Source organism: Paenibacillus sp. FSL H7-0756 (assembly GCF_038006765.1).
GTDB lineage: Bacteria > Bacillota > Bacilli > Paenibacillales > Paenibacillaceae > Paenibacillus_AQ.
This window is the reverse complement of sequence record NZ_JBBOVT010000003.1, coordinates 1,655,514-1,676,754: the sequence shown is the minus strand read 5'-3', so window position 1 is coordinate 1,676,754 and position 21,241 is coordinate 1,655,514. Positions and strand designations below refer to the sequence as shown.

The 21,241-nt window shown below is 47.8% G+C and carries 20 protein-coding genes and 3 tRNA genes; 2 read left to right on the top strand and 21 right to left on the bottom strand.

What is annotated here, in order from left to right:
- Positions 1-112: 112 nt before the first annotated feature.
- The 3 genes from NST04_RS33080 to NST04_RS33070 all read right to left on the bottom strand — a co-directional run bounded on the left by NST04_RS33080 (position 113) and on the right by NST04_RS33070 (position 5,899).
- Positions 113-4,831, bottom strand: coding sequence for an Ig-like domain-containing protein (locus tag NST04_RS33080; RefSeq protein WP_341187985.1), 4,719 nt, complete (start codon positions 4,829-4,831; stop codon positions 113-115).
- A 325-nt stretch (positions 4,832-5,156) separates the two neighbouring features.
- Complete coding sequence (locus NST04_RS33075; RefSeq protein ID WP_339313452.1) at positions 5,157-5,483, bottom strand: carboxymuconolactone decarboxylase family protein; 327 nt, start codon at positions 5,481-5,483, stop codon at positions 5,157-5,159.
- Between the two features lie 29 nt (positions 5,484-5,512).
- On the bottom strand, positions 5,513-5,899 hold the full coding sequence (locus NST04_RS33070; protein WP_339313451.1) for a tautomerase family protein: 387 nt from the start codon (positions 5,897-5,899) through the stop codon (positions 5,513-5,515).
- 110 nt (positions 5,900-6,009) lie between these two features.
- Here NST04_RS33070 and NST04_RS33065 point away from each other — a divergent pair, with 110 nt between their 5' ends.
- A complete protein-coding gene (locus NST04_RS33065; RefSeq protein WP_341187984.1) occupies positions 6,010-6,891 on the top strand; it encodes a LysR family transcriptional regulator in 882 nt (293 codons plus the stop codon).
- Here NST04_RS33065 and NST04_RS33060 read toward each other — a convergent pair.
- The 13 genes from NST04_RS33060 to nrdR all read right to left on the bottom strand — a co-directional run bounded on the left by NST04_RS33060 (position 6,888) and on the right by nrdR (position 15,061).
- Positions 6,888-7,340: a DoxX family protein gene (locus tag NST04_RS33060; protein WP_340954484.1), complete on the bottom strand. Its 453-nt coding sequence runs from the start codon at positions 7,338-7,340 to the stop codon at positions 6,888-6,890. The two genes, NST04_RS33065 and NST04_RS33060, sit on opposite strands and share 4 nt — an antisense overlap.
- A 39-nt stretch (positions 7,341-7,379) precedes the next feature.
- Complete coding sequence (locus NST04_RS33055) at positions 7,380-7,973, bottom strand: TetR/AcrR family transcriptional regulator (RefSeq protein WP_341187983.1); 594 nt, start codon at positions 7,971-7,973, stop codon at positions 7,380-7,382.
- 215 nt (positions 7,974-8,188) lie between these two features.
- Entirely contained in the window at positions 8,189-8,662 is a 474-nt protein-coding gene (locus tag NST04_RS33050; protein WP_341187982.1) for an IS1096 element passenger TnpR family protein, read from the bottom strand.
- 54 nt (positions 8,663-8,716) lie between these two features.
- Positions 8,717-9,151, bottom strand: coding sequence for a hypothetical protein (locus NST04_RS33045; protein ID WP_341187981.1), 435 nt, complete (start codon positions 9,149-9,151; stop codon positions 8,717-8,719).
- A complete protein-coding gene (locus NST04_RS33040; protein WP_341187980.1) occupies positions 9,144-9,812 on the bottom strand; it encodes a helix-turn-helix domain-containing protein in 669 nt (222 codons plus the stop codon). Before NST04_RS33040 ends, NST04_RS33045 begins: the two co-directional genes overlap by 8 nt.
- Before the next feature lie 225 nt (positions 9,813-10,037).
- Positions 10,038-10,110, bottom strand: a tRNA-Lys gene (locus NST04_RS33035).
- Positions 10,111-10,245: 135 nt separating this feature from the next.
- Positions 10,246-12,027, bottom strand: a complete 1,782-nt coding sequence (locus NST04_RS33030; protein WP_341187979.1) for a GmrSD restriction endonuclease domain-containing protein — start codon at positions 12,025-12,027, stop codon at positions 10,246-10,248.
- Positions 12,028-12,241: 214 nt separating this feature from the next.
- Entirely contained in the window at positions 12,242-12,895 is a 654-nt protein-coding gene (locus NST04_RS33025) for a hypothetical protein (RefSeq protein ID WP_341187978.1), read from the bottom strand.
- Positions 12,892-13,650: an ImmA/IrrE family metallo-endopeptidase gene (locus NST04_RS33020; RefSeq protein ID WP_339313443.1), complete on the bottom strand. Its 759-nt coding sequence runs from the start codon at positions 13,648-13,650 to the stop codon at positions 12,892-12,894. Before NST04_RS33020 ends, NST04_RS33025 begins: the two co-directional genes overlap by 4 nt.
- Positions 13,650-14,003 carry a helix-turn-helix domain-containing protein gene (locus NST04_RS33015; protein WP_341187977.1) on the bottom strand — a complete coding sequence of 118 codons (354 nt, stop codon included), beginning with the start codon at positions 14,001-14,003 and terminating at the stop codon, positions 13,650-13,652. Before NST04_RS33015 ends, NST04_RS33020 begins: the two co-directional genes overlap by 1 nt.
- Before the next feature lie 175 nt (positions 14,004-14,178).
- Positions 14,179-14,251 (bottom strand) — tRNA-Lys (locus NST04_RS33010).
- Between the two features lie 9 nt (positions 14,252-14,260).
- A tRNA-Ala gene (locus NST04_RS33005) sits at positions 14,261-14,336 on the bottom strand.
- Between the two features lie 251 nt (positions 14,337-14,587).
- A complete protein-coding gene (gene nrdR / locus NST04_RS33000; protein WP_036725557.1) occupies positions 14,588-15,061 on the bottom strand; it encodes a transcriptional regulator NrdR in 474 nt (157 codons plus the stop codon).
- A gap of 165 nt (positions 15,062-15,226) precedes the next feature.
- Here nrdR and NST04_RS32995 point away from each other — a divergent pair, with 165 nt between their 5' ends.
- On the top strand, positions 15,227-15,445 hold the full coding sequence (locus tag NST04_RS32995; RefSeq protein ID WP_036695868.1) for an alpha/beta-type small acid-soluble spore protein: 219 nt from the start codon (positions 15,227-15,229) through the stop codon (positions 15,443-15,445).
- Between the two features lie 110 nt (positions 15,446-15,555).
- On the opposite strand, the gene NST04_RS32990 is transcribed toward NST04_RS32995, so the two are convergent.
- From NST04_RS32990 to polA, 5 genes are all read right to left on the bottom strand, one after another.
- A complete protein-coding gene (locus tag NST04_RS32990) occupies positions 15,556-16,119 on the bottom strand; it encodes a lytic transglycosylase domain-containing protein (RefSeq protein ID WP_341023209.1) in 564 nt (187 codons plus the stop codon).
- A complete protein-coding gene (gene coaE, locus NST04_RS32985) occupies positions 16,119-16,715 on the bottom strand; it encodes a dephospho-CoA kinase (RefSeq protein ID WP_341187976.1) in 597 nt (198 codons plus the stop codon). The genes NST04_RS32990 and coaE overlap by 1 nt, the downstream gene beginning before the upstream one ends.
- Before the next feature lie 9 nt (positions 16,716-16,724).
- Positions 16,725-17,441 (bottom strand): manganese efflux pump, encoded by a 717-nt coding sequence (locus NST04_RS32980; protein WP_341187975.1) that lies wholly within the window; start codon positions 17,439-17,441, stop codon positions 16,725-16,727.
- Positions 17,442-17,640: 199 nt separating this feature from the next.
- Positions 17,641-18,483, bottom strand: a complete 843-nt coding sequence (mutM, locus tag NST04_RS32975; RefSeq protein WP_341188131.1) for a DNA-formamidopyrimidine glycosylase — start codon at positions 18,481-18,483, stop codon at positions 17,641-17,643.
- Positions 18,484-18,534: 51 nt separating this feature from the next.
- The gene (gene polA / locus NST04_RS32970) at positions 18,535-21,207 is read right to left on the bottom strand and encodes a DNA polymerase I (protein WP_341187974.1); all 2,673 of its coding nucleotides are present in this window, start codon (positions 21,205-21,207) and stop codon (positions 18,535-18,537) included.
- Positions 21,208-21,241 lie beyond the last annotated feature (34 nt).

Sequence of the window (21,241 nt, the reverse complement as noted above, 5' to 3'; positions counted from 1 at the left end):
TTTCGATTACATTGGGCCCACGTGCTCTCGTGGCAGCCTATAGCTTCAGCCGCACACAAAACAGCCCTTCCCCGTCAAAGACGGATGGAAGGGCTGTTTTGCTGTAATTATTTTATTCTGCAGTATGATCTACAGATGCTGCCTGGATGCTGCCGAATGCCCAGTAGCTCGCCGGGACATCCGTCCATTTCTGGGCCGCGCTGGTCAGCGGAGCGATCTTCAGAGCACGGTTGATGATGGTTACGGCTTCCGCACGTGTTAACGTCTGGTCTGGACGGAATGTGCCGTCCTGATAGCCGGTAATCATGCCTGCCTGGGACATCCGCTCAATCGCGGCCTGTGCCCAGTGTCCGGCAATATCGCTGAAGCCGGCCGATTGGCCTTCGCTGCTTGTAATCAGGCGCGATAGAAGGGTCGCCATCTCAGCTCTGGTAATCATCTGGTTCGGCTTGAAGTTGCGGTCCGTGTAACCTTTCATCATGCCGCTTCTGGTCACCTGGCCGATAGCCTCTGCTGCCCAGTGTCCGGCAGGAACATCGGAATACGCTACACCAGCAGTGACTGCGGACTGGCTGAAGGTGCGGGCAATGATGCTGGCCGCTTCTGCCCGGGTGATGCTGTTGCCTGGCTTGAAGGTACCATCGGCATAACCCGTCATATACGCCTTCACCTGTACCGCAGGATCTTGTGCAAGTACAACGGTAAAGGTACTAAATCTGCTGATGCTAAATTGAATGCCTGACTTTCCGGTCTGGCCGAAAGGTACGATCTCTCCCTTGACCAATTCTTTGGTGCCGTCGCTGTGCTCGATGAAGACCGCCAGTGCCTTCAGTTGCTCCGCCGTTAACGAAGAGTTGCCAAGCGGCAATACCAGTGTAACCGGACGGCTCTGCAGATTGGTCTCAATCGTTACAGGACGGCTTACTAACGTAACTGTCGCACCGCGGGATACACTCTGCACCTGTGCTTTGGCAAGTGCTTCAACCTCTGCGCTCTGCTGTGATGTCTTCAGTGGAACGAGGTTGAAATAAATATCTGTACCGAATCCAGCCATTGAGCTGCCCGGCACCTTCACCTCAGCATTCACTGTGAATAGATCCAGCATGATCTGATTATCAGCAAATTGCTTACTGGAAGCTGCTGGAATGGTCAGTCTGGTTCCGGCAACTTCATCATTCTTATCAGGCACGATGATTCTGGCAATATTGGACCCGGCCGCCTTAAGCTCATTGACTGCCCGGATCGCCTGCTCCAATGTGAACGTAAGAGTATCACTCTTCACGCCGTTCGCATCCTTGGTGCGGGTAATGACAACGGAGGATACCATGGAGCCTTGAGCAGCCCCGTTTTCAACGTTTGCGTTAATACTTTCTGTCTGAGGACTTGGTGTTGGAACAGGAGCCGGGGCTCCCCCACCTGATCCTGAACCGCCGCCCGGTGCCGGTGTAGGAGATTCAGTTGGCGTGACTGGAACAGGAACTGTTGCGAAGCTCCAGAGCTTACTATCCGCAAGTCCTGCATAACTGTTACCTGCTTCATCTGTAAAAGCACCCGGTTGTATAAGCACGTAATAGCTGCCGCCCTGCTTCAGCAGGCCGTTCGTGTTGATGCTGACGGTTGAGTTCGCAATCGAAACTAGCGTCTTGTCGTCCGCTTTAATCGACTTAACGACTTCACCATTCTCTGCATTTACAATCTCAATATTGCCTTTTCCAGCAAGCACATTCTCGTTAAAAGTCAATGTGAGTGCAGCCGATACAGGTACATGCGTTGCATTGCCTGCCGGACTGTAAGATGTCACTACCGGGGCTGCTGTATCCGGCGCACTGGTAGTCACAAACCGCCAGGCGTTGATACCTGCAATACCGGCATAGCTGTTGCCTGCATTATCGGTGAACGCTCCTTCAGAGACCCGCACAAAGTAGCTGGTACCATGCTCCAGATTGGCAGCCGGATTAATGGTGACTACATTATTTAGAATGGTTACCATGTCCGAAAGTGCTGGAATCGTCAAGACTGGATGAATATCATCGGTACTGCGGAAAATCTCAATAGTACCCGCCGCTGCCCGTACATTTTCGCTGAAGGTAAGGATCAGATTCGCGTTAACTGCTATTTCTGTGGCCCATGGCTCCGGCGAATAGGTAATCACCGTTGGCGAGATCCGATCGGGTGCATCTGTGGTTGTGAACTGCCACGTGGTGCTGTCCTTGATTCCGGCGTAACGATTTCCTGCTAAATCTTGGAAGGCTCCGCTTCCAATTCGTACATTGTAGGTTGTTCCATACTTCAGAGCATCTGCCGGATGAATGGTCACCACATTGTCCTCAATGGTTACGTTCGTGGAAATGGCGTGAATATTCGCCACTGGTTCTTGATTCGCACTGTTGTAAATCACAATATTGCCTGCCCCTGCCTGTACACTCTCACTGAAGGTTAGAGTCAATGGGGTAGTTGCCGCTACACCTTCTGCCCCTTGTACAGGGGAATATGCAGTCACAGTTGGCGCTGTAGTATCCGGCGCAGCCGTTGTGGTGAAGTGCCACGTGGTGTCGTCTGCGATACCGGAGTACAAGTTGCCGGATAGATCTGCGAAAGCATCTCCGCTAATCTGTACATGGTAGCTTGTACCATATTCCAGATTGTCAGCCGGGTTAATCGTGACTACATTGTTCAGAATGCTTACGTCCTTCGCAGCAATGATAGCCGCTATTTTATCAGACGAGTTGTTGTAGATAACAATACTGCCTTCCCCTGCTTGTACATTCTCGCTAAAAGCAAGCTCCAGGTTAGCTCCGATAGCTACCTCTGTTGCCCCATTCTCCGGGGAGTATGTGCTTACGATTGGCGCGGTTGTATCCGGTTCGCTGGTGGTACTAAAGCGCCAGGTTGTATTGTTAGTGATACCGGCATAGCTGTTGCCCGACATATCCGTAAATGTACCATTATCAATCTGGACATAATAGCTTGCACCATAATCCAGATCAGCCTCGGGGTTAATCGTTACAACTTTGCCGTCAACGATTACTTCATCAGAACCAACAGGGATCGTCACAGGAGGAACTTCGCTGTTCGTGCTGTTGATTATCTTAATTTGGCCTTCACCCTTCTGTACATCCTCATTAAAGGTAAGAGTCAGGTTGGTGCCAATCTCTTCATTCGTTGCTCCATCTTTAGGAGAAAAACCACTCACCACAGGCGGTGCAGTATCTGGCGCCTCTTCTGTTGTGAACTGCCATGTGTCCTTATCCGAGATACCTTCATAATAGTTAGCATTGTCTGATAGATCTTTGAAAGCTCCTTCATCGATGTTTACAAAGTACGTAGTACTGTACTTAAAATCATCATACGGAACAATGGTTACCACGTTATCCTTAACCGTAACTTCCGCTGAGTTAACCGGAATTACCATTAGGTTACCTTCGTCCGTACTGTCATAAATCACAATGTTGCCGCTGTCTGTCGTTACATCCTCACTGAATGTGAGCGTCAGATTTGTGTCAATGGCTACTCCTACCGCCCCTGGCACAGGAGAATAATCACTTACAGTCGGAGCTTTCGTATCACCCGGCCCAGCAACTGTCGTGAAGCTCCACTCTTCCGCTGTGATTGCTGCATTGCCGCTTGCACCGTTAGTAAAAGCATTCGCGTCAACTGTAACGGCATATTTCGTCCCTGGATCAAAATTTTTGCCCGGATTAATCGCTACCGTATTGGTAGCTGGATTTACTGTTACTCTGCTGGTGTCATCCGCCGGGATGGTTTCAACCGGAGTGAACAGATCCGCAGCCTTGAAAATTTTAATATTATTGTCGTCTCCAGTGGCTGCCGTCACCGGCTGATTAAACATGATCTCCAGATTTGCATTTACTTCTACATCGGTCTCATCATTCCCTGGAGTCAGACTGAGCACCCGCGGGATGTTGGGAATGACATAAGACATAATGATTTCTCCGGAATCACCCGCTGCGATAAATTGATTAAGACCTTGGAAAAATACGATACCGTTAAGATTAGCCGTTGCGTTTGTAGTCTCTGGCTTCCACGTTTGCCCCAGATCGGTGCTGGAAAACACTTTCCCTCCATCTCCTGCGGCCATAAATACGCTGTTTCCGAAAGTTATTCCATTCAGGTTCACTTTCGATTCAAGGACCTTTGCTGCGCCTTTCGAACTTTCCGGAGAAGTAATAATAGTTCCAGACGCACCAATCGCTACGAACATTCCACCGCCAAAGGTGATTCCGTTCAATTTGTTGGTTGTTTTACTTGTCACCTTAGTCCAATCAGATCCATCTTTGGACATTACTACTGTACCGTTATCACCCACCGCTACAAACGTACCGTTGTTGTAAGCCACAGCGTTCAGATTCTCATTAGTGGCTGAGTATACTATCTCCCAGTCAGTGCCAGTGTCACTTTTCTCCATGATAAATCCTGAATCTCCAACAATAACTAATTTTTCATCTCCGTAACTGACTCCATTCCAGTTCATACCGAAGGTTCCATCGGAGGGTGTCCAGGACACGCCATCTGTTGACGTTAGGACTATCCCATTGTCACCGACTGCAACGAATTCGCCGCCTGCGCCTTTATGAATAATACTATTCAAATCCTCGCTTAACCCAGAATTACTAACTGCCCAGGTCGAAGTGCTGCTTGCGGCAACAATTTTCCCTTCTCCCCCCACTGCAACTAAAGTATCTGAACCTATAGCAACTCCGTTTACGTTGATGTCGTCTGGCAGCGGACCAACATTGTCCCAGCTTGCCTCACCATTGTCCGTTGAACCCGCATATACCGGAAAGGCTCCGGTCCAAACCAAGCTGATCACGAGTAACAACGAGAAATATTTTTTCAATCCCTTACCCTTAAACAAATGTATCGTTCCCCCTTGTTCATTCATCCTGTGCGCTATATTGCAAGTTCTGCTGGAGTCTAGCATCTGCCCCCTTAGAAAATTTCATTTCTGCGCCCATTCTATCAGACAGCTCTAAACAAACTCTTAACAATTCTCGACAAAAACCGATTCATCAGGACCTAATTGGGGTATAGCTCTAAAAAAAATGAAAAAACAGCGATTTTCTAACCTCTTATCAAAAAAATTGTCTAAACCAAAAAAAGCGCACGGAGCTTTCGCTCACATGCGCTTTTTTTGGTTATATTTCCTCAAAAATCCCCTTGGCAACCTGTATCGCCGATGCGGCACGCGGCCAACCTCCATAAAAGGCGAGGTGAGTCATTGCCTCGATCAATTCTTCTTCGGATAGACCGTTCTCCAGGGCCAGACGGATATGAAAGGGTAACTGCTCGGTAAGTCCACCGGCAACCAGGGCCGATATCGTCAGGAGACTGCGTTCCCGAAGCGATAACTGCTCCCTTCTCCATACCTCCCCAAAGAGCACCTCCTCCGAATAACGCGCGAACGAAGGAGCAATGTCTCCAAATGCTTCAAGAGCATTCGATGCAATTTTCCGATGCTTCATTCCAATACCTCTCTTCCTTAAATGATCATTCATTCAATCATTTGAGCGATGCCATTGCCAAACGTCCAGTCCTCGAATTCTGTATCGACCAGCACGACGAAGACGTCTTCTTTCCTGATGCCCAGTGTGCTCGACAACGTCTCGGCCAGCTTGCTGTAAAAGCCCCTTTTCTGCTCCTTGCTTCTCCCGGATTTGAGCGTAATCTGAATATAGAGCAGCCCATCCGTTCGCTCTATGTTTAAATAATTCGGACTGTAATAAAATTCGCTTGCTTTATGGGCATGGTAGACTTGAAAGAAATCATCTTGCGGCACGTTAAAATATTCCCTTAGAGCACTCATAATTTCGCGGCTAATGATAGGCAGCTGTTGGTCATCGTATTTGTTCTCCAAGTAACTGACTCTGACAAAAGGCATGTCATTTCACTCCTTTACTGGTGTAACTTCATTGTACTCCTCGCCTCTTATTCTGTATAATTGAATTAAATGATACATTAATTCAAATTACCCGATGGAGATATCTGCTAATGGACCTAAAAGAACTAACTACATTTCAAACCATCCTGCAAGAAGGAAACTTCTCTAAAGCAGCCGCCAAACTGAACTACGCACAATCCACAATCACCAATCAGGTTCAACGTCTGGAGAAGGAACTGGGCATCCAGCTGTTCAAACGGGGCTGGGATTCTGAGCTTACAGCTTCGGGGCGAATATTTGCCGCTGAGATCGACAGTCTGATCCGACATTGGAACTATGTTGCGGACCAGGCAAAAGCTCTGCAAAAAGAGGAGATCGGAACGCTCAGGATCGGAGGGCTGGAATCATTGACAGAGCAGATACTACCAAAGTCACTGCTGCGGTTCATGGAGCATAAGCCTAATGTATCCTGCCATTTTGTGATCGGTAACACCGCTTCGCTCTCGCATGCCCTGCTTCAGAATCAATTGGATTTTGCCATCTGTGGAGAGCCTGTTGACCTATCTTCGTATCACTTCGAACCCTTGTATCAGGAGCGGATATCTTTTATCGCAGGGAACAACCACCCTTTGGCCGCAAAAGATGAGATCGCTTTCGAGGAATTGCTTGGTTATCCAATCATTGCCGGGGGAGCTACCTGTCTATATCATTCCCAATTATCGAAGCAGTTCTCCCGGTACACCGAAACTCCCTTTCTGCATACCGTAAGTCAAATCTCTGCCATTGCGGGCTTCGTCCAGCAAATCGATTTTGTAGGAGCCGTCCTCGAATCTACGCCGTTACCACCGAATGTGGTGAGACTCCAGGTCACGCTGAAGGAAGCCTCCATTCCCGTAGGCCTGCTGCAATTACGTAACGATGAGTATCTATCTTCATCCAAGAAGCTTTTGATGCAATTAGTAAAAGAGGAGCTGGAGTCTATCCACGATTAAGGCAGGTGGAGTAATGGGGATGCGAGCAGCACTGCAGTGATAAAAACGAGCTGAATTCCTATGCGGACCGGTAATTTTGGCACAGGCTTGCCCCCGATTGTCATATTCATGCGTGCTGCATAGATATTGGCGGGGAGCATGGCAATAAGAAGCAAGATCAGGCATACAGAAGCAGTTGCTGAGAAAGCGGGCAGCAGGATACCTATAGCTCCGGCCATTTCCAGCATCCCGGTAATCGTCACGATCCATTCTTTCTGCGGAAAAGCAGGCGGCACCATTCTGACCAAATCCGGCCGCCGCCGTCCCCAGTGAGCCGAAGCTCCGAAAAGCAGCATCACAGCTACAGCCCACTGAAGGGCGGTTTGCCAGTCATTCCAATACGTCAAGCCTAGTAGACCTATTCCCCGGAACAGTAAAAAGGATACGATGAGCGCTATAAAAGGAACCATTTAACCTCTCCCCTTCTTGTTACTTCATATTGCTTCATCTCAATTCTTCAGAATACCAGCCATAATACCGGATATTTCTTTCGCAGAAAGGGTCCTGGAAGAGGCGCGCAGGGACGCCCGCACACGCAGACCTAATGACAGCAGAACGAACAGCTCCGCCATCTCATCAGGGTTCACCGTTTCTTTAATCACCCCGTACTTTTGCCCCGTGATAATCCACTGCCTGGAGACCGACACCGACCGCTCATGAAAATGCTCAAGCACCTCCGCTACCGCCGGTTCATTCTCCTTGCCCAGCAGGTATAGAAGCACCTTGTTAGTCGCTTCATGGCTGTCTTCCAATCCGGCAAGACTTCTGGCGATGGCATGCATCGGCCCGTCGAAGCTTTTATCAATACTGCCTCTTACTTCCTCCTCAAAACGATCATTCACAGCGTCAAGCCGCTCCTCCAGCACCCAGGCAAAAATCTCATCCTTGCTCTTCACATAATGAAATATCGCCCCCTTAGATAATTGCGACTGCTCCATAATATCCTTCAAGGTAATGGCATGACAGCTCTTGTCCCGCAGCAGCTCCTTGGTCCCCTCCAGCAGCTGCCGGATCGTCTGCTTCCGCCGGTCTGCATTCTTCATTGCTATTCTCCTCTTCTGCCTTACATAGGTAAGATTAGATTAAATTAAAATATGATTACTGTTGATTATACATACCGACCGTTGGTTTGTAAATTAGTGCGTAAATAAAAAAAAGGTTCGGAATGTTCCGGATAACGTGGATTAATTCCTCCATCATTTCTCCGGCTCCCGAGCCCATGATTTTAATATCTATCCGATATGTATATTATTTCCATCTATGCCTCTTCATCCTCTTCGTCTTCATCTTCATCAAAGCCGCCATATTGATCCGGTGCCTCTCCCTCGATCTCCGTGACCATAGGCAGTTTTTGTCCCGGCTTCACTTCAGTCTCTCCCAGATATTGAACAATCATTCTCCACTCATCGCCATAATCGAATAGGAGCAGCATCTTTTGTTTGGGGGTATGAAAAACTTTACTGATTTTTGCTTTTTGCACTCCAGGAAACCTATCCCCCGCCCCCACATCAGCAAATAATTCATAGCCTTCCTCAGAGCGTGTCCAGTTTTTGAGATTATCATAGAATCCAAAGGCATGATCCAGATCAAAATCAAAAGATTCAATCGTAACTACCGCAAGATCGTACAGCGACGCCTTTGCAGAAATTGCAATCTTCCGGGTAGGCCGACCACGCACCGCACCGTTCCAATCGCTTAAGGTTACTTTGAATAATCTGGCTTGTTCATTCATGGTCATATGTCCCCTCTATTTGAATCAATTGAAGTTAAATACCTGTCCAAAAGCTTACACTTTCCTCGCTTCAATCCATTGTAAATGACGCAAAAAGTTAAGTACATCATCCAGCGATTGATAGATGCTATGATCCCTGACTTTCCCCTCATAATCAGTTACCCCAAGTAACGGAAATTGAAGGTGAACGGGATCGAACTCGGTAATCTCCTCAGCCGCATCGGGATAATTCTCATGGGTATGATTATGAAACTTTATAATTAATGAATGATCCTTATTATACCAATTGTAGAAAAAAGCCTGTAGATTGCCTCGCTTATCGCCGTGTTCTTCACATTTCAAATAAGAATTCCATCCATTAAGCTTGATGGTAAACTTTGGATTATACGCAGACGGATGATCTTGCGTGACATCTAAAACGATTTCCGGATGTACGTTTTTGATGTTTCCTGGATTTGAGGTGAAGACTTCCTGTGTGAACTCAGCCAAGCAGGCTCTCTTTTCTTTTTAGCAAATAGGTCCATACATCCAAATCAATATCTTCATCAGAAGTAACGAGTTCCCCGGATTCACTCTTATGCATGAAACGTTCAATAGGTCCATACTTTTCTTCGTAAGCACTAAGCTTTTGAGCTATAAACTGTAATTCATCTTCAGACTCTGTCTCTACAGCAGTTTGCATACGTGCTTGATAGGACTCCGCTACCTCACTAATTTTTACAGTCTCACCACTCGGATACTCCAAAATCGCATTGGCAGGAATATCCACATGTTTTCCTGGCTCTGTGCGAGTAACACCGTCGAACCGTCCTTGGGCAATCCAGCGAGAAATAGTCTGATGAGATACTCCCAGCATACGCGCTACTTCCCTGGTAGGATAATGCTTGACCTTGGAGGAGACAGCCTGTGATGAATGCTGAACTTGAGTAAGTTGGTATACGATGTCCTGCTGGCCGACCCGAAATTTCTCAGGGACAAGCAATTCATCATCGGATAACCGTTGAATTTTGATTCCTGAAGCCTCTACAGCATCACACAGCATTTGGTAGGTAATAATATTCTCTCGTAATTGGCGCGAAGAAAAAATATTGCTCGCATACGTCGCTTGACGTTCCCGTACTTCCAAAATATCCTGTATCGCCATACCCATCACCTCTCCCCCATTTTACCATAGAAATGACATTAAAATAAAAAAAGCTCTCAATAAATCAACATTAAATCAACATTCACAGATATAGATTATCCAAATTCGCTATTTCTAAACCCGTCACCTGATTTCAATCCGTTCACTTCGTGTACCTGTTCAGTAATGACCCTAGATATACTCCTTATCAGGCAGCAAAAAAGAACGGCATCGCTGCCATTCTTTTTGTGATGGACTCTCAGGGGCGCTCAAACCCGGGCAAATAAATTAAGAGTCTGCTGCTCTACCAACTGAGCTAAGAGTCGGTATGAAATTAGTGGAGCCAAGGGAGATCGCACCCCCTGACCTCATCGCTGCCAGCGATGCGCTCTGCCGTGGTGGTCAAGGGCACCGTCCTATTATACTAGTACAAACATTTTCACATTCTATACTCAAAAAATTAAAATTTAGAAAAAAATGATGGCATGCTTTCCGGTGACACTGGTGTTGGATCATTACTTGCACCAGCTCTAGTAAAATAACCATTCTCAAAAATAGCAGCTCCGTTGTCACAAATAATTTTAAGTATTATTACAGATTTTGAATAGTAGTTAACCATTCTTATCTTCGAGCCCAATTGTCGTTTATAGTGCTCGGATATAGGCGCACTATTTATCGCATTTTTAAATATTGCATAATAACTATCATAATTTCCTTTGTCAAACTCGTTTACTTCACCGTTAACTCCAGTTATATAGAATGATCCTACTTTTAAATAATCAGTATTATATCTCTTACTTATTTTCTCTGCATCTTCAATTTTATCAGCGACACCAATAATAACATAACCCACTGAGTTTTTCCCTGAATTCGCCATTGCGGTTAATGTTTTAATTATTTTCTTTACGAGATCATCATTACGTTCACCTGTAATTATATTGTAAATCCCTTGTTTAAAATCATACTGACTATTTTCAGTATGCGATTGTTTAAGCAGAGTCTCAACCTCAGTCGTATATGAATAATACATCGGGTCACCATCATTACGGTCTACAAAATTAGAAGCAATGACTCCCACTGTCGCTGCCACCAAATCAGTTTTTTCCTTACTAGTCCACCAACCGCCACCGCCAGCAATATTCATCGTTCTACTGCTGATATTTTCCATATTTTGATAAAGTTTATCGTAGTCTTTTATTTTTTTCTCTTGTCTTATTAACAATTCATACAACGCTAAAAATAGAATTTGAAAATATCTAGGACCTTTATATAATCTTGGCCCAACAATCAGACCAATTATTGTCTTTGAGCGATTGTAAAAAACCTTTTTTATTTCATCAAGGATATAGAGGAATTGTTCGGAGAGCCTCTCTGGATTAACTGCTAATACTGCTTCTTCAATTTTCCTCCCTCGAGTTTCTGAATCAACATTTCGAAAACCATAATATTCATCCAAAACACTAACATTTGATGGAGGGATTGGGTGAAGAACCATTGCAGCCAGTAAATCTGCTACTTGTTCTTCATCCATGGATTGACGTAAATCTTCTTTATTAATTATATTTTCCTTTACCCAGAACACAGAATCTGCATTGATGCCTGTATCATTCAAGTCTTGATTTATACTCACTTCTTTCATATGAGAAAGTAAAAGGATATCATCATGTGATACATCTCCACGAATTTGTGTAGATAGCATACGGACTAGTTGAGCGAATTCACTTGTTGCACCTGCTTGTCTAATTTCTTGACGTGATAAATGTTGACCATTGGAATTAATTCTTCTAAATACTTCATCAATCACGTCTGGATCACTTTCATTATATATAGAATAAGGTAATTCATAACTAACTACTTTAACACACTGTGAACGATCAAGCATAGGATATTTTTGTTCTAAAACACCATTATCAAGCAAATCTTTTGTTATTGCTGTTGCGGAGAGATCAAAATAATAACCGTTTTCCAACGGATATTCATTTTCTATAAATGAAAAAATTGCATTTAATCTTTGCATTCCATCAATAATCTCATTTCTGACAATACCTTTATATTCACTTATGGAAAATAAAAATAACGGAACAGGGTATCCATTTGCTAAAGAGTCAATAAATGCTCTTTTCTCCGATACCCCCCAAACAAGTTTTCTTTGATACCTACGATTAACAAGATATAGATTATTACGATAATCTTCGTAAGACCGTTCTACTACTTTTCCATTAATAATCGGTTGCTTTGCCATTTTACCTCCTGCATTCATATAAAATTGATTTTTCTTCTAAAACTTCTATAATTCCGGTTAGATTCTCTCTACTATATCATAAGTTTGGTGGAATTTGGTACGAAAAACAGGCCCACAGATAAGTCTGTGGGCCTACAAATCGTTGACTATAAGTTTTAGTGTTAAATTCATAGGCTTGCCATTCTTTTGATGGACCTCAGTAATTCGAATCAAGTTATTCATCTATCAAAAAATTTATTCTTCTATCAAGCGCCGTCAGCTTAATATGCCTTTTATGATCAGGGTCCTGATTATACACAAACTTAAAAAACTGACGGACCTCTCTTTTAGTAGAGATATTCTCTTTCACACACAAAAAGCATAAATCCTCTATAGTATCCTGTACGATTAATTCCGGAGTAAGGGCTTCATCTGAACCCACAAGCAACTGCTCGTCCTGTATTACTTCTCTAATATCATAATCGTTACTACATATATAGCCAACCGACAGGAATATCGCGGCTGCCAGGGAATGAATTTCACCTGTATCGCTCGTTCCTTTTATACGTCTGCCCTGAAGCTTTTTCTTCTCGTCCAGTCGCTTGAAGCCTTGCTCAATATAATTAACAATTCGTTCGTAGATTGGAAATTCATCATCTGTTATCTGCTCGGGATCGTTTGGATCGAAGAAGATCCATTTCCCTTTATCAATATATTCCAGCACAATCTTTTTATTGGATTCGATTAATATTTCGGCCAAAACTTCAGAGTGAACGTACAGTGTATCGTATAGTTCATCCAGCCAGCCCAGTATGTCACTTTTTTGGTAAGTCACAGCGAAATTAATAATATTGGCATCAATAAACACATGTGCATTGCGCCTCGTCATTCTTCCTTATCCTCTGAGGCTTCAGTAGTCGTCATCAGCGTTAATGCGGCCTCCTGATACTCCCTGGCTTGCTCTGGAGCGATATGCGCCAAGAGGTTAGCCGCCTCTAAGGATGAGAGCTTCCCTTGCTCAAGAACAGATGCAACAACATTAGTATATCTTTCAAAAGACTCCTCGATGTACGCTTCATCAAACGGACTGGTTGGCAATGAAGACGCACTGCGCTGCTCTTTCCATTCTGTATCCGTCAGCTTCAATACTTCTGTAGAGATAGGCAGCTCTAATTCATTCACTCGTCTGGCAACAGCCTCATATGGGACAGAAGCCATATCTGCAATCATCAAAATAGCCTTCGGTTCTTTGAACTTCTTCTTAAGCTTCGGCCATACCAAGCGAATAATCTGCCTAGGCATCATGAGAGCCGCAGCAAATCGATCTGCTGCCCGTTCGACATCCAGCTGCTGAGGTAATAGTTGTTCAAAATTCAGAACATGCCAAAGCTCATGTGCAGCAGTATAATAACGGGTTCTCAATGGCTGATAAGTATTAAGCATTACATATTTATCATCGTCAAAACTAACAGTAGCACCAAAAAAAAGAGGGTCCGGGATATTTTGATAAATCACAGAGGCATGTTCCCGCAATTTTTCTTCGACTCCCGACCCAATAAAGGTTAGCGCTCCAATCTGTTCAGTCAGCACTTCATATGCAAAGTTTTCACCCATTTGTTCAGACTGCTGTTTTATGGAGGGCATTATCGTCCGACCTCCACATATTCCTTTTCCAAATGACGGCTATTCTGAATAGCATTCAGTAAAATATTCAAATGCCGTTTAGCAATTCGCGAATCCGCATTTCCCCTTAAACTTAGGGTATATTCCTTTTCTTCCGCTTGTTCAGGAGCCAGTAATTGTTCTATAGTAATTCCCATCACACCGGCGACTTGCACCATACGTTTAGGCAGGAACTGACGCTCACCGCTCAGAATATGCCCCATCAAAGCCTTGCTAACCTTGATTTGATCAGCAAGCCACTGAATGGACCTGCCGTTCTCCGCCATCCATGATTTCACCTTCACAATTGCCGCCTGATTCATTTCATTAGCCATCCGAAGCATACCCCCCCAACTAGAAATGTCACGACATCAATGTCTGTATTTATTATACGTCAAAATAAATTCGATGTGTAGACGAATACAAATTATATATTAACCGTCTACAAAATTCATAAACATCTTATTTAAAAGCAAAAAAAGAACGGCATCTCTGCCGTTCTTCATGTGATGGACTCTCAGGGGCTCGAACCCTGGACAAATAGATTAAGAGTCTACTGCTCTACCAACTGAGCTAAGAGTCCGTATGAAATTGGTGGAGCCAAGGGGGATCGAACCCCTGACCTCATCGCTGCCAGCGATGCGCTCTCCCAGCTGAGCTATGGCCCCATATTTTTACAATTTTGCCAATTTAGAATTACATTATGTATTCTAAAATCTGATCTGAGCGAGAAGCTCAAGTCGCTTATTCATCAATGTGTTTCGTAGGCGACTTCTATATAATACAGAAATCTGCTTTCAGTGTCAACACTTTTCCGAAATTAATTTTGATACAAGACGCTCCACCCGGGAACTGACCTCTCAACCTCAAGGCCAGCCCCACTACCCCAATCGAATCCTTCACTTCTAAACGGCGAAGCTTACAGCCCGTCCAGCTCCTCAGTCTTGGACAGCAGTCCCTTCAGTTCCTTCATGAACATGTTAATGTCCTTGAACTGGCGGTACACGGACGCGAAGCGGACGTAGGCTACCTCGTCGACAGGGTAGAGCTGCTCCATGACCAGCTCGCCGATCTGGCGGCTCTCGATCTCGGCGAGAGCGATGCCGCGTAGGCTTTTCTCCACCTCAGATACGATGACCTCCAGGCGCTCTACAGGGACCGGACGCTTCTCGCAGGCGCGGATCAGGCCGCGGAGGATTTTGTCACGGCTGAACTCTTCACGGCTGCCGCCTTTTTTGATCACAATCAGGGGGGTCTCTTCAATCATCTCGAAGGTGGTGAAACGGCGGCTGCACAGTTCGCATTCCCGCCTGCGGCGAATGGACTTATTCTCGTTGGCAGGGCGCGAGTCCAGGACCTTGGTATTGGTGTGGTCGCAGTAAGGACATTTCATAAGCTTCTTCACTTCCTCATCATTAGAATGGTTAGGCCCCGTCCCTTGATACACAAGGGCTATGCGGGCATCATTTAATTTCCAGAAAACACCGTTTATTTGTTGTTATGAATCTGACATGTCCGGCACATAATACAGTTACCAACCGATAGGAGGTGAACAGCAATGAGCCAAAATAACAACTCCAATAACCTGGTAGCTCCAAACTCACGCGGTGCCTTGGAACAACTGAAATATGAAGTTGCCCAGGAACTAGGTATCACCCTCTCCCCAGACGGATACCAAGGCAATAAAACTTCTTACGAAAACGGTTCGATCGGTGGTTACATCACTAAACGTCTTGTAACCCTGGCTGAACAGCAACTGGCAGGTCAGTACAAATAATACCTGCCCACACGACATAAGCTTGCCTAAGAAGTATCGAACGGCTCCGGCCGTTTGATGCTTCTTTTTACATAACAGCAGCAGAAGTAACAGGCACTCTAGAACTCATCCTAGAACTCACTGTAGAGCTCGGTGTATTGATCATAATAATAAATCACACGCTGCACGTAATGACGGGTCTCACCGAACGGAATGTCCTTCACAGAGGCTTCTGTTCCGTCCCACTGCCCTTCATCCAGCCAGCTCTGCACCTTGCCGGGTCCGGCATTGTAGGCGGCGATAACTGCTATACGGTTGCCGTCAAACTGCTTAGAGAGCGTAGACAAATACCAGGTACCCAGTTCAATGTTGGACGAGGGCTCTTCCTTCAGCCGTTCCAGCGATACCTCAGGAAGCTTGGCCTTTTCTAGCGCCCACTTGGCGGTATCCGGCATAAGCTGCATCAGTCCGAGTGCTCCTTTTTTAGATTCGCGTCCGGTCTTATAATTGGTCTCCACACGGATAATGGATGCCACCAGGAACGGGTCCATCTCATACGTCCGGCTGTGCTGGCGGATCTCTGCTTTATAATGAATAGGATAAAACCATGACATCCAGTTGGAGCCTAGAAACAGAATCGCGGTGAAGCCGATGAACAACAGCAGCAGGACTCTTTTTTTACGTAACCACTTCATCATATCAAGCCCAGCCTGTCCCACAACCGGGCAACCTGAAGCTCGGCAGACTGCAGATCACTGCTATTGTCGATCACATAATTCGCTTTCCTGCGCTTCAGCTCAATATCCATCTGCGACCTCAGCCGGTCCTCAGCCTGTTCCAGCTTCATTCCGCTGCGCTCCATGAGGCGGGCTAACTGCACCCTTCTCGGAACATAGACCACAATAATCTGCTCAAATAAGGAATCCAGCTCTGATTCGTAGAGCAGCGGAATGTCGACAATGACCAGCCGCTGCGGATTCTCCTGCTCAAGCGCATACATTCTGTCCTTGATCTCCCTGCGGATTGCCGGATGGGTCAGGTTATTCAGTGTCTTGAGCGCCTCCGGGTCCCGGAAGACAATCTCACCAAGACCCGCCCGGTCCAGCGAACCGTCAGGCAAAAGGATGCGGTCTCCAAAAGCCTCCACCGCTGCCGCCAGCACCGGATGTCCGGGGAGCATCACCTCTCTGGCGATGACATCGGCATCCACCAGTGCAGCTCCCTTGCGGACAAACAGTGCAGACACGGTGCTTTTCCCCGAAGCTATGCCTCCGGTTAAGCCTATAATCATGTACTCACCTCATAATAACTTCATTATACCCATTACAATTAATAATATCGCGGGCAGCGCAGCCGCATGCTTCATCCAGTAGCTGCCGGATAATTTCAGTCCAGTCTTCATTCCCATCAGCAAAAAGGTTCCGCTGAATACAGCGATCATCAGCGAGGTGGACCACGGGCTGAATCCGAGCAGTGCCGCACCGAGGCCGGCCCCGAAGGCATCCAGCGATAACGCGATCCCCAGAATCATGGCTTCCATGGAGGAGATGCTCCCCGAAGCATCCATATCAGCGGAAGACGGTGTGCGGAGAATCTGTATCACCACGCCCAGATGGCGCAGCTCCAGCGAGAACACAGCCGGCTTCAGCACTGTCTCGGCACTCTGTGCGGCAGCAGCAGTCTCCAGCCTGACTTCCTGTCCGGAATGGCCCTCTGCGGCCGCAGACGCAGTCTCTTCTTTCTCCTTCTGCGTCAGCATCTGGAACAGGGACCAACAGCCCATTAAGACGAGAATAACCGCTCCGACACTAGAAGCGGCATTCGGCGAGACTACCTTGGCCAGCAGCACGCCGACCTGCATAGAACCATAAATGACTACCCCTGAACAGAGCGAAATAATGATAATGGAAAGCAAGGGGATTTTCATTTTACGCAGTCCATATGTAATGCCTACACCAAATCCATCCAGACTAAGCGCAAACGCAAGCAACAGCAAAGACAACAATGGGCTCAGCACCCGCAATCCCTCCCGTGAAGAACCGGAGCCGGTGGATTAAGCATCCAAGCCGGAGCTCCGTTTCGCCATAATCAGCAATCTTCACACATTATATGGGCGGGACGGGCAGTAAGTGCCTGCCTTTATACAGAACGGTTATAACTCAGGTGTAACTGGCCCGGAAAAGGGCGGTAAATGCAGCGCTGACTCTAAATAAAAACTACAGAATCTGTACAGGTACGGGCTGGCAGGTGGGACAATAATGCGTTCCCCGTCCGCCGACCACGCTCTTCTCAATCAGTGTGCCGCAGGCAGCACAAGGCTGATCCTTCCGTCCATAGATCTTGTGCTGATCCTGATAGCTTCCGCTCTCCCCCTGGCCGTTGACATACGACTTCACGGAGGAGCCTCCGGCATTCACAGCCTCTGTCAGTGTTGCGACAATAGCATGGTGCAGCCTGGCCAGCTGATCCTCCGTGAGGGACTTCGCGGTCTCCTCCGGGTGGATTCCTGCACGATGCAGGGACTCATCTACATAAATATTGCCGATACCTACTATATATTCCTGATTGAGCAGCAGCGGCTTGATCTTAGTGCTCCGCTTCGCGACAATCTCCTTGAACCGTTCCAGCGTGAAATCGGCATCCAGCGGCTCCTGCCCCAGCTTGTTCAGCGGCTTCAGCTGCAGATCCTCTCCCGGCTGGAACAGATGCATCGTCCCGAATTGGCGCACATCCGTATAACGCAGCTCTGTCCCGTCTGTGAAATGGAAAATAACATGCGTATGCTTGTCCAACAGCTCGCCCTCACGGTACACGCCGTAACGGCCCTCCATCCGCAGATGGGAGACCATCACCAGCCCGTCAAATACGAAACGCAGGAACTTGCCTCTGCGTTCAACTGTAACCACACTATGGCCTGCCAGCATATGGGCAAAGGCCTGAATATCATCCGGGCGCTGAATAATCCGCGGCAGCCGGACGGTGACATGCTCTATCTGCTTGCCTGTAATTAACTCATTAAGTGTTCTTCTGACTGTTTCGACTTCCGGCAATTCCGGCATCATGGCTCACCTCCACTCCATTATACCGGATATCTGCCATGCGCGGGGAGCCTATTTCGCTTCGTACCAGTTGCTGCCATAACTTACCTCTGCCTTCAGCGGAACAGACAGCTGCAGCGCTCCGGCCATCACCTCGGGCAGCAGCTGCTTCATCTGCTCCAGCTCCTCCTCCGGCACCTCGAACACTAACTCATCGTGTACCTGGAGCAGCATCCGGCTCTTCAGGCCGCGCTCATGCAGCGCCTTGTCCATATGAACCATGGCCAGCTTGATAATATCCGCAGCGGTTCCCTGAATCGGCGTATTCATCGCGGTACGTTCTGCGAAGGAGCGCAGATTGAAGTTCTTCGCATTGATCTCCGGCAGATAACGGCGGCGTTCCAGCAGCGTAGTCACATACCCCTGCTTACGGGCCTCGACCACAATATCATCCATGTAACGGCGCACACCTTGGAACACCTCGAAATACTGTTCAATGAACCGGGCTGCCTCCTTACGGGGAATGTTCAGGTTCTGCGACAGGCCGTAATCGCTGATGCCGTACACAATTCCGAAGTTAACTGCTTTGGCGGACCGGCGCATATTACTGTCCACACTTTCCGCAAGGACGCCGAATACATCCATGGCAGTCTTAGTATGAATATCCATATCCTCGACAAAAGCTTCCTTCATCCGCTCATCGCCCGAGATATGCGCCAGCACACGCAGCTCGATCTGCGAGTAATCCGCTGCCAGAATCGACCAGCCCGGTTCGGAGGGAACAAAAACCTTGCGGAGCTTGCGGCCCTCTTCGAGCCGGATCGGAATATTCTGCAGGTTCGGGAACTGGCTGCTGAGCCGGCCTGTGGCCGCAATAGTCTGCCGGTAAAAGGTGTGTACCTTGCCGGTCTCCGGCGAAATTTCCTTCATTAAACCTTCGACATACGTAGATTGCAGCTTGGCCAGGGTGCGGTATTGCAGAATCAGGCGCACGGCGTCATGATAAGGCGCAAGCTTTTCCAGTACCTCGGCATCGGTCGAATATCCGGTCTTCGTCTTCTTCACAACCGGCAGACCGAGCTTCACGAACAGAACCTCGCCCAGCTGCTTCGGAGAATTCAGATTGAATTCGGTTCCGCAGGCGGCGTAGATCTCAGTGACCAGCCGGGAGATTTGGGCTTCGAATTCCTTGCCGAGCTGAATGAGATCATCCTTGTTCACAGCAATGCCCTGCTTCTCCATATCGGCCAGAATCCGTGATAGCGGCATCTCCAGGTCCTGGAACAGACCGGTCATGTCCGTCTTATCCAGCTCCTCCTGCTGCTTCTGCACAATGCCAAGCACAGTCGCACTCTTGCGGGCGACATGCTCACCGAGAATTGCAAGCTCAGGAATTCTATATTTGGCCCCTTTGCCAAAAACATCCTCATCCGGCGACAAGCGGGGCAGGCCGTATTTCGTGGTCAGGTCATTCAGATTCTGGCTCGCTTCAGTCGGGTCCAGCAGGTAAGCGGCCAGCTGAACATCGTTAGCAGCCCCGGCAAAAGCAATCCCCTGCCAATGCAGCGCCAGATCGGCACGGTGCAGATCATACCCGCTCTTCGGTGCCTGCTCGTCACCGAGCCAGTCACGCAAGGGTGCTGCCGCCTCACTCTTCAGCAGGGCAAAAGGCACAAAGTAATGCTGCTCCGGCGAAGACAGCCCGAGGCCGATCACTTCGGCGCGGTGCGGGTTCTCGCCGTTAGATTCCACATGCAGGGCGGAGATGTCCGGCAGTGCCTGAACCAGCTTCTCTATTCCGGCTTCGTCAACGATGGTAATCGTAAGCTCTGCCGCTTCCACCGCTGCGGGGCCGGACAGACCGCCGTCCGCCGCATGCGAATAGGCGCTCAGCGACAGGCGTTCCAGCAGGGATTTGAACTCCAGCTTCGCCAGGGCAGGGCCCGCCGTATCGGCAACAATACCGCTGAACACCATATCCTCCCAGGTATGCTCAAGCGGAACCTCACGGTAGATCGTCGCCAATTTTTTGCTCATGATAGCGCTGTCCGCATGTTCTTCCAGCTTCTCCTTCATCTTCCCCTTCAGTTCGCCGGTTCCGGCCAGCACGCCCTCCACCGATCCGAACTGCTGGAGCAGCTTAAGCGCCGTCTTCTCCCCGACTCCCGGCACCCCGGGAATATTGTCGCTGGCATCGCCCATCAGCCCCTTCAGATCAATAATCTGCTCAGGGGTGAGATCATATTTATCACGGATCTGCTTAGGCCCGTACAGCTCCACTTCCGTAACTCCCTTACGCACCAGCGCGATGGTGGTATGCTCGGAAGCCAGCTGCAGCATATCCTTATCCCCCGACACAATCATCACCTGACGGCCGGCGGCATCCGCTTCCCTGGAGATGGTGCCGATAATATCGTCAGCCTCGTAGCCGGCAATCTCGAACTGCGGAACTCCCAGACCCTTCAGCAGCTCTTTGAGCAAAGGGAACTGCTCGGACAGCTCCGGCGGGGTCTTTTGGCGTCCGCCCTTATAATCTTCATAGCCTTCATGCCGGAAAGTAATCTTCCCCGCGTCGAAGGCCACAATCATATGTGTCGGTTTATGCTCCTCCAGCAGACGGAGCAGCATCGTCGTGAAACCGTATACCGCATTCGTCTGCTGTCCCGCTGTATTCGTCAGCGGCGGCATGGCGAAGAACGCCCGGTAAATGATATTATTTCCATCAATGAGTATCAGCTTGTCCACACTAGCACCTCGCCTTTATCTTGCTTTCTCTTTA

What these genes read in the sequence shown, in the direction of transcription:
- NST04_RS33075 (WP_339313452.1), bottom strand. Translation starts at nt 5,483, where the DNA reads ATGAAGCATCGGAAAATTGCATCGAATGCTCTTGAAGCATTTGGAGAC.
- NST04_RS33070 (WP_339313451.1), bottom strand. Translation starts at nt 5,899, where the DNA reads ATGCCTTTTGTCAGAGTCAGTTACTTGGAGAACAAATACGATGACCAA.
- NST04_RS33065 (WP_341187984.1), top strand. Translation starts at nt 6,010, where the DNA reads ATGGACCTAAAAGAACTAACTACATTTCAAACCATCCTGCAAGAAGGA.
- NST04_RS33060 (WP_340954484.1), bottom strand. Translation starts at nt 7,340, where the DNA reads ATGGTTCCTTTTATAGCGCTCATCGTATCCTTTTTACTGTTCCGGGGA.
- NST04_RS33055 (WP_341187983.1), bottom strand. Translation starts at nt 7,973, where the DNA reads ATGAAGAATGCAGACCGGCGGAAGCAGACGATCCGGCAGCTGCTGGAG.
- NST04_RS33050 (WP_341187982.1), bottom strand. Translation starts at nt 8,662, where the DNA reads ATGAATGAACAAGCCAGATTATTCAAAGTAACCTTAAGCGATTGGAAC.
- NST04_RS33040 (WP_341187980.1), bottom strand. Translation starts at nt 9,812, where the DNA reads ATGGGTATGGCGATACAGGATATTTTGGAAGTACGGGAACGTCAAGCG.
- NST04_RS33030 (WP_341187979.1), bottom strand. Translation starts at nt 12,027, where the DNA reads ATGGCAAAGCAACCGATTATTAATGGAAAAGTAGTAGAACGGTCTTAC.
- NST04_RS33025 (WP_341187978.1), bottom strand. Translation starts at nt 12,895, where the DNA reads ATGACGAGGCGCAATGCACATGTGTTTATTGATGCCAATATTATTAAT.
- NST04_RS33020 (WP_339313443.1), bottom strand. Translation starts at nt 13,650, where the DNA reads ATGCCCTCCATAAAACAGCAGTCTGAACAAATGGGTGAAAACTTTGCA.
- NST04_RS33015 (WP_341187977.1), bottom strand. Translation starts at nt 14,003, where the DNA reads ATGGCTAATGAAATGAATCAGGCGGCAATTGTGAAGGTGAAATCATGG.
- nrdR (WP_036725557.1), bottom strand. Translation starts at nt 15,061, where the DNA reads ATGAAATGTCCTTACTGCGACCACACCAATACCAAGGTCCTGGACTCG.
- NST04_RS32995 (WP_036695868.1), top strand. Translation starts at nt 15,227, where the DNA reads ATGAGCCAAAATAACAACTCCAATAACCTGGTAGCTCCAAACTCACGC.
- NST04_RS32990 (WP_341023209.1), bottom strand. Translation starts at nt 16,119, where the DNA reads ATGAAGTGGTTACGTAAAAAAAGAGTCCTGCTGCTGTTGTTCATCGGC.
- coaE (WP_341187976.1), bottom strand. Translation starts at nt 16,715, where the DNA reads ATGATTATAGGCTTAACCGGAGGCATAGCTTCGGGGAAAAGCACCGTG.
- mutM (WP_341188131.1), bottom strand. Translation starts at nt 18,483, where the DNA reads ATGCCGGAATTGCCGGAAGTCGAAACAGTCAGAAGAACACTTAATGAG.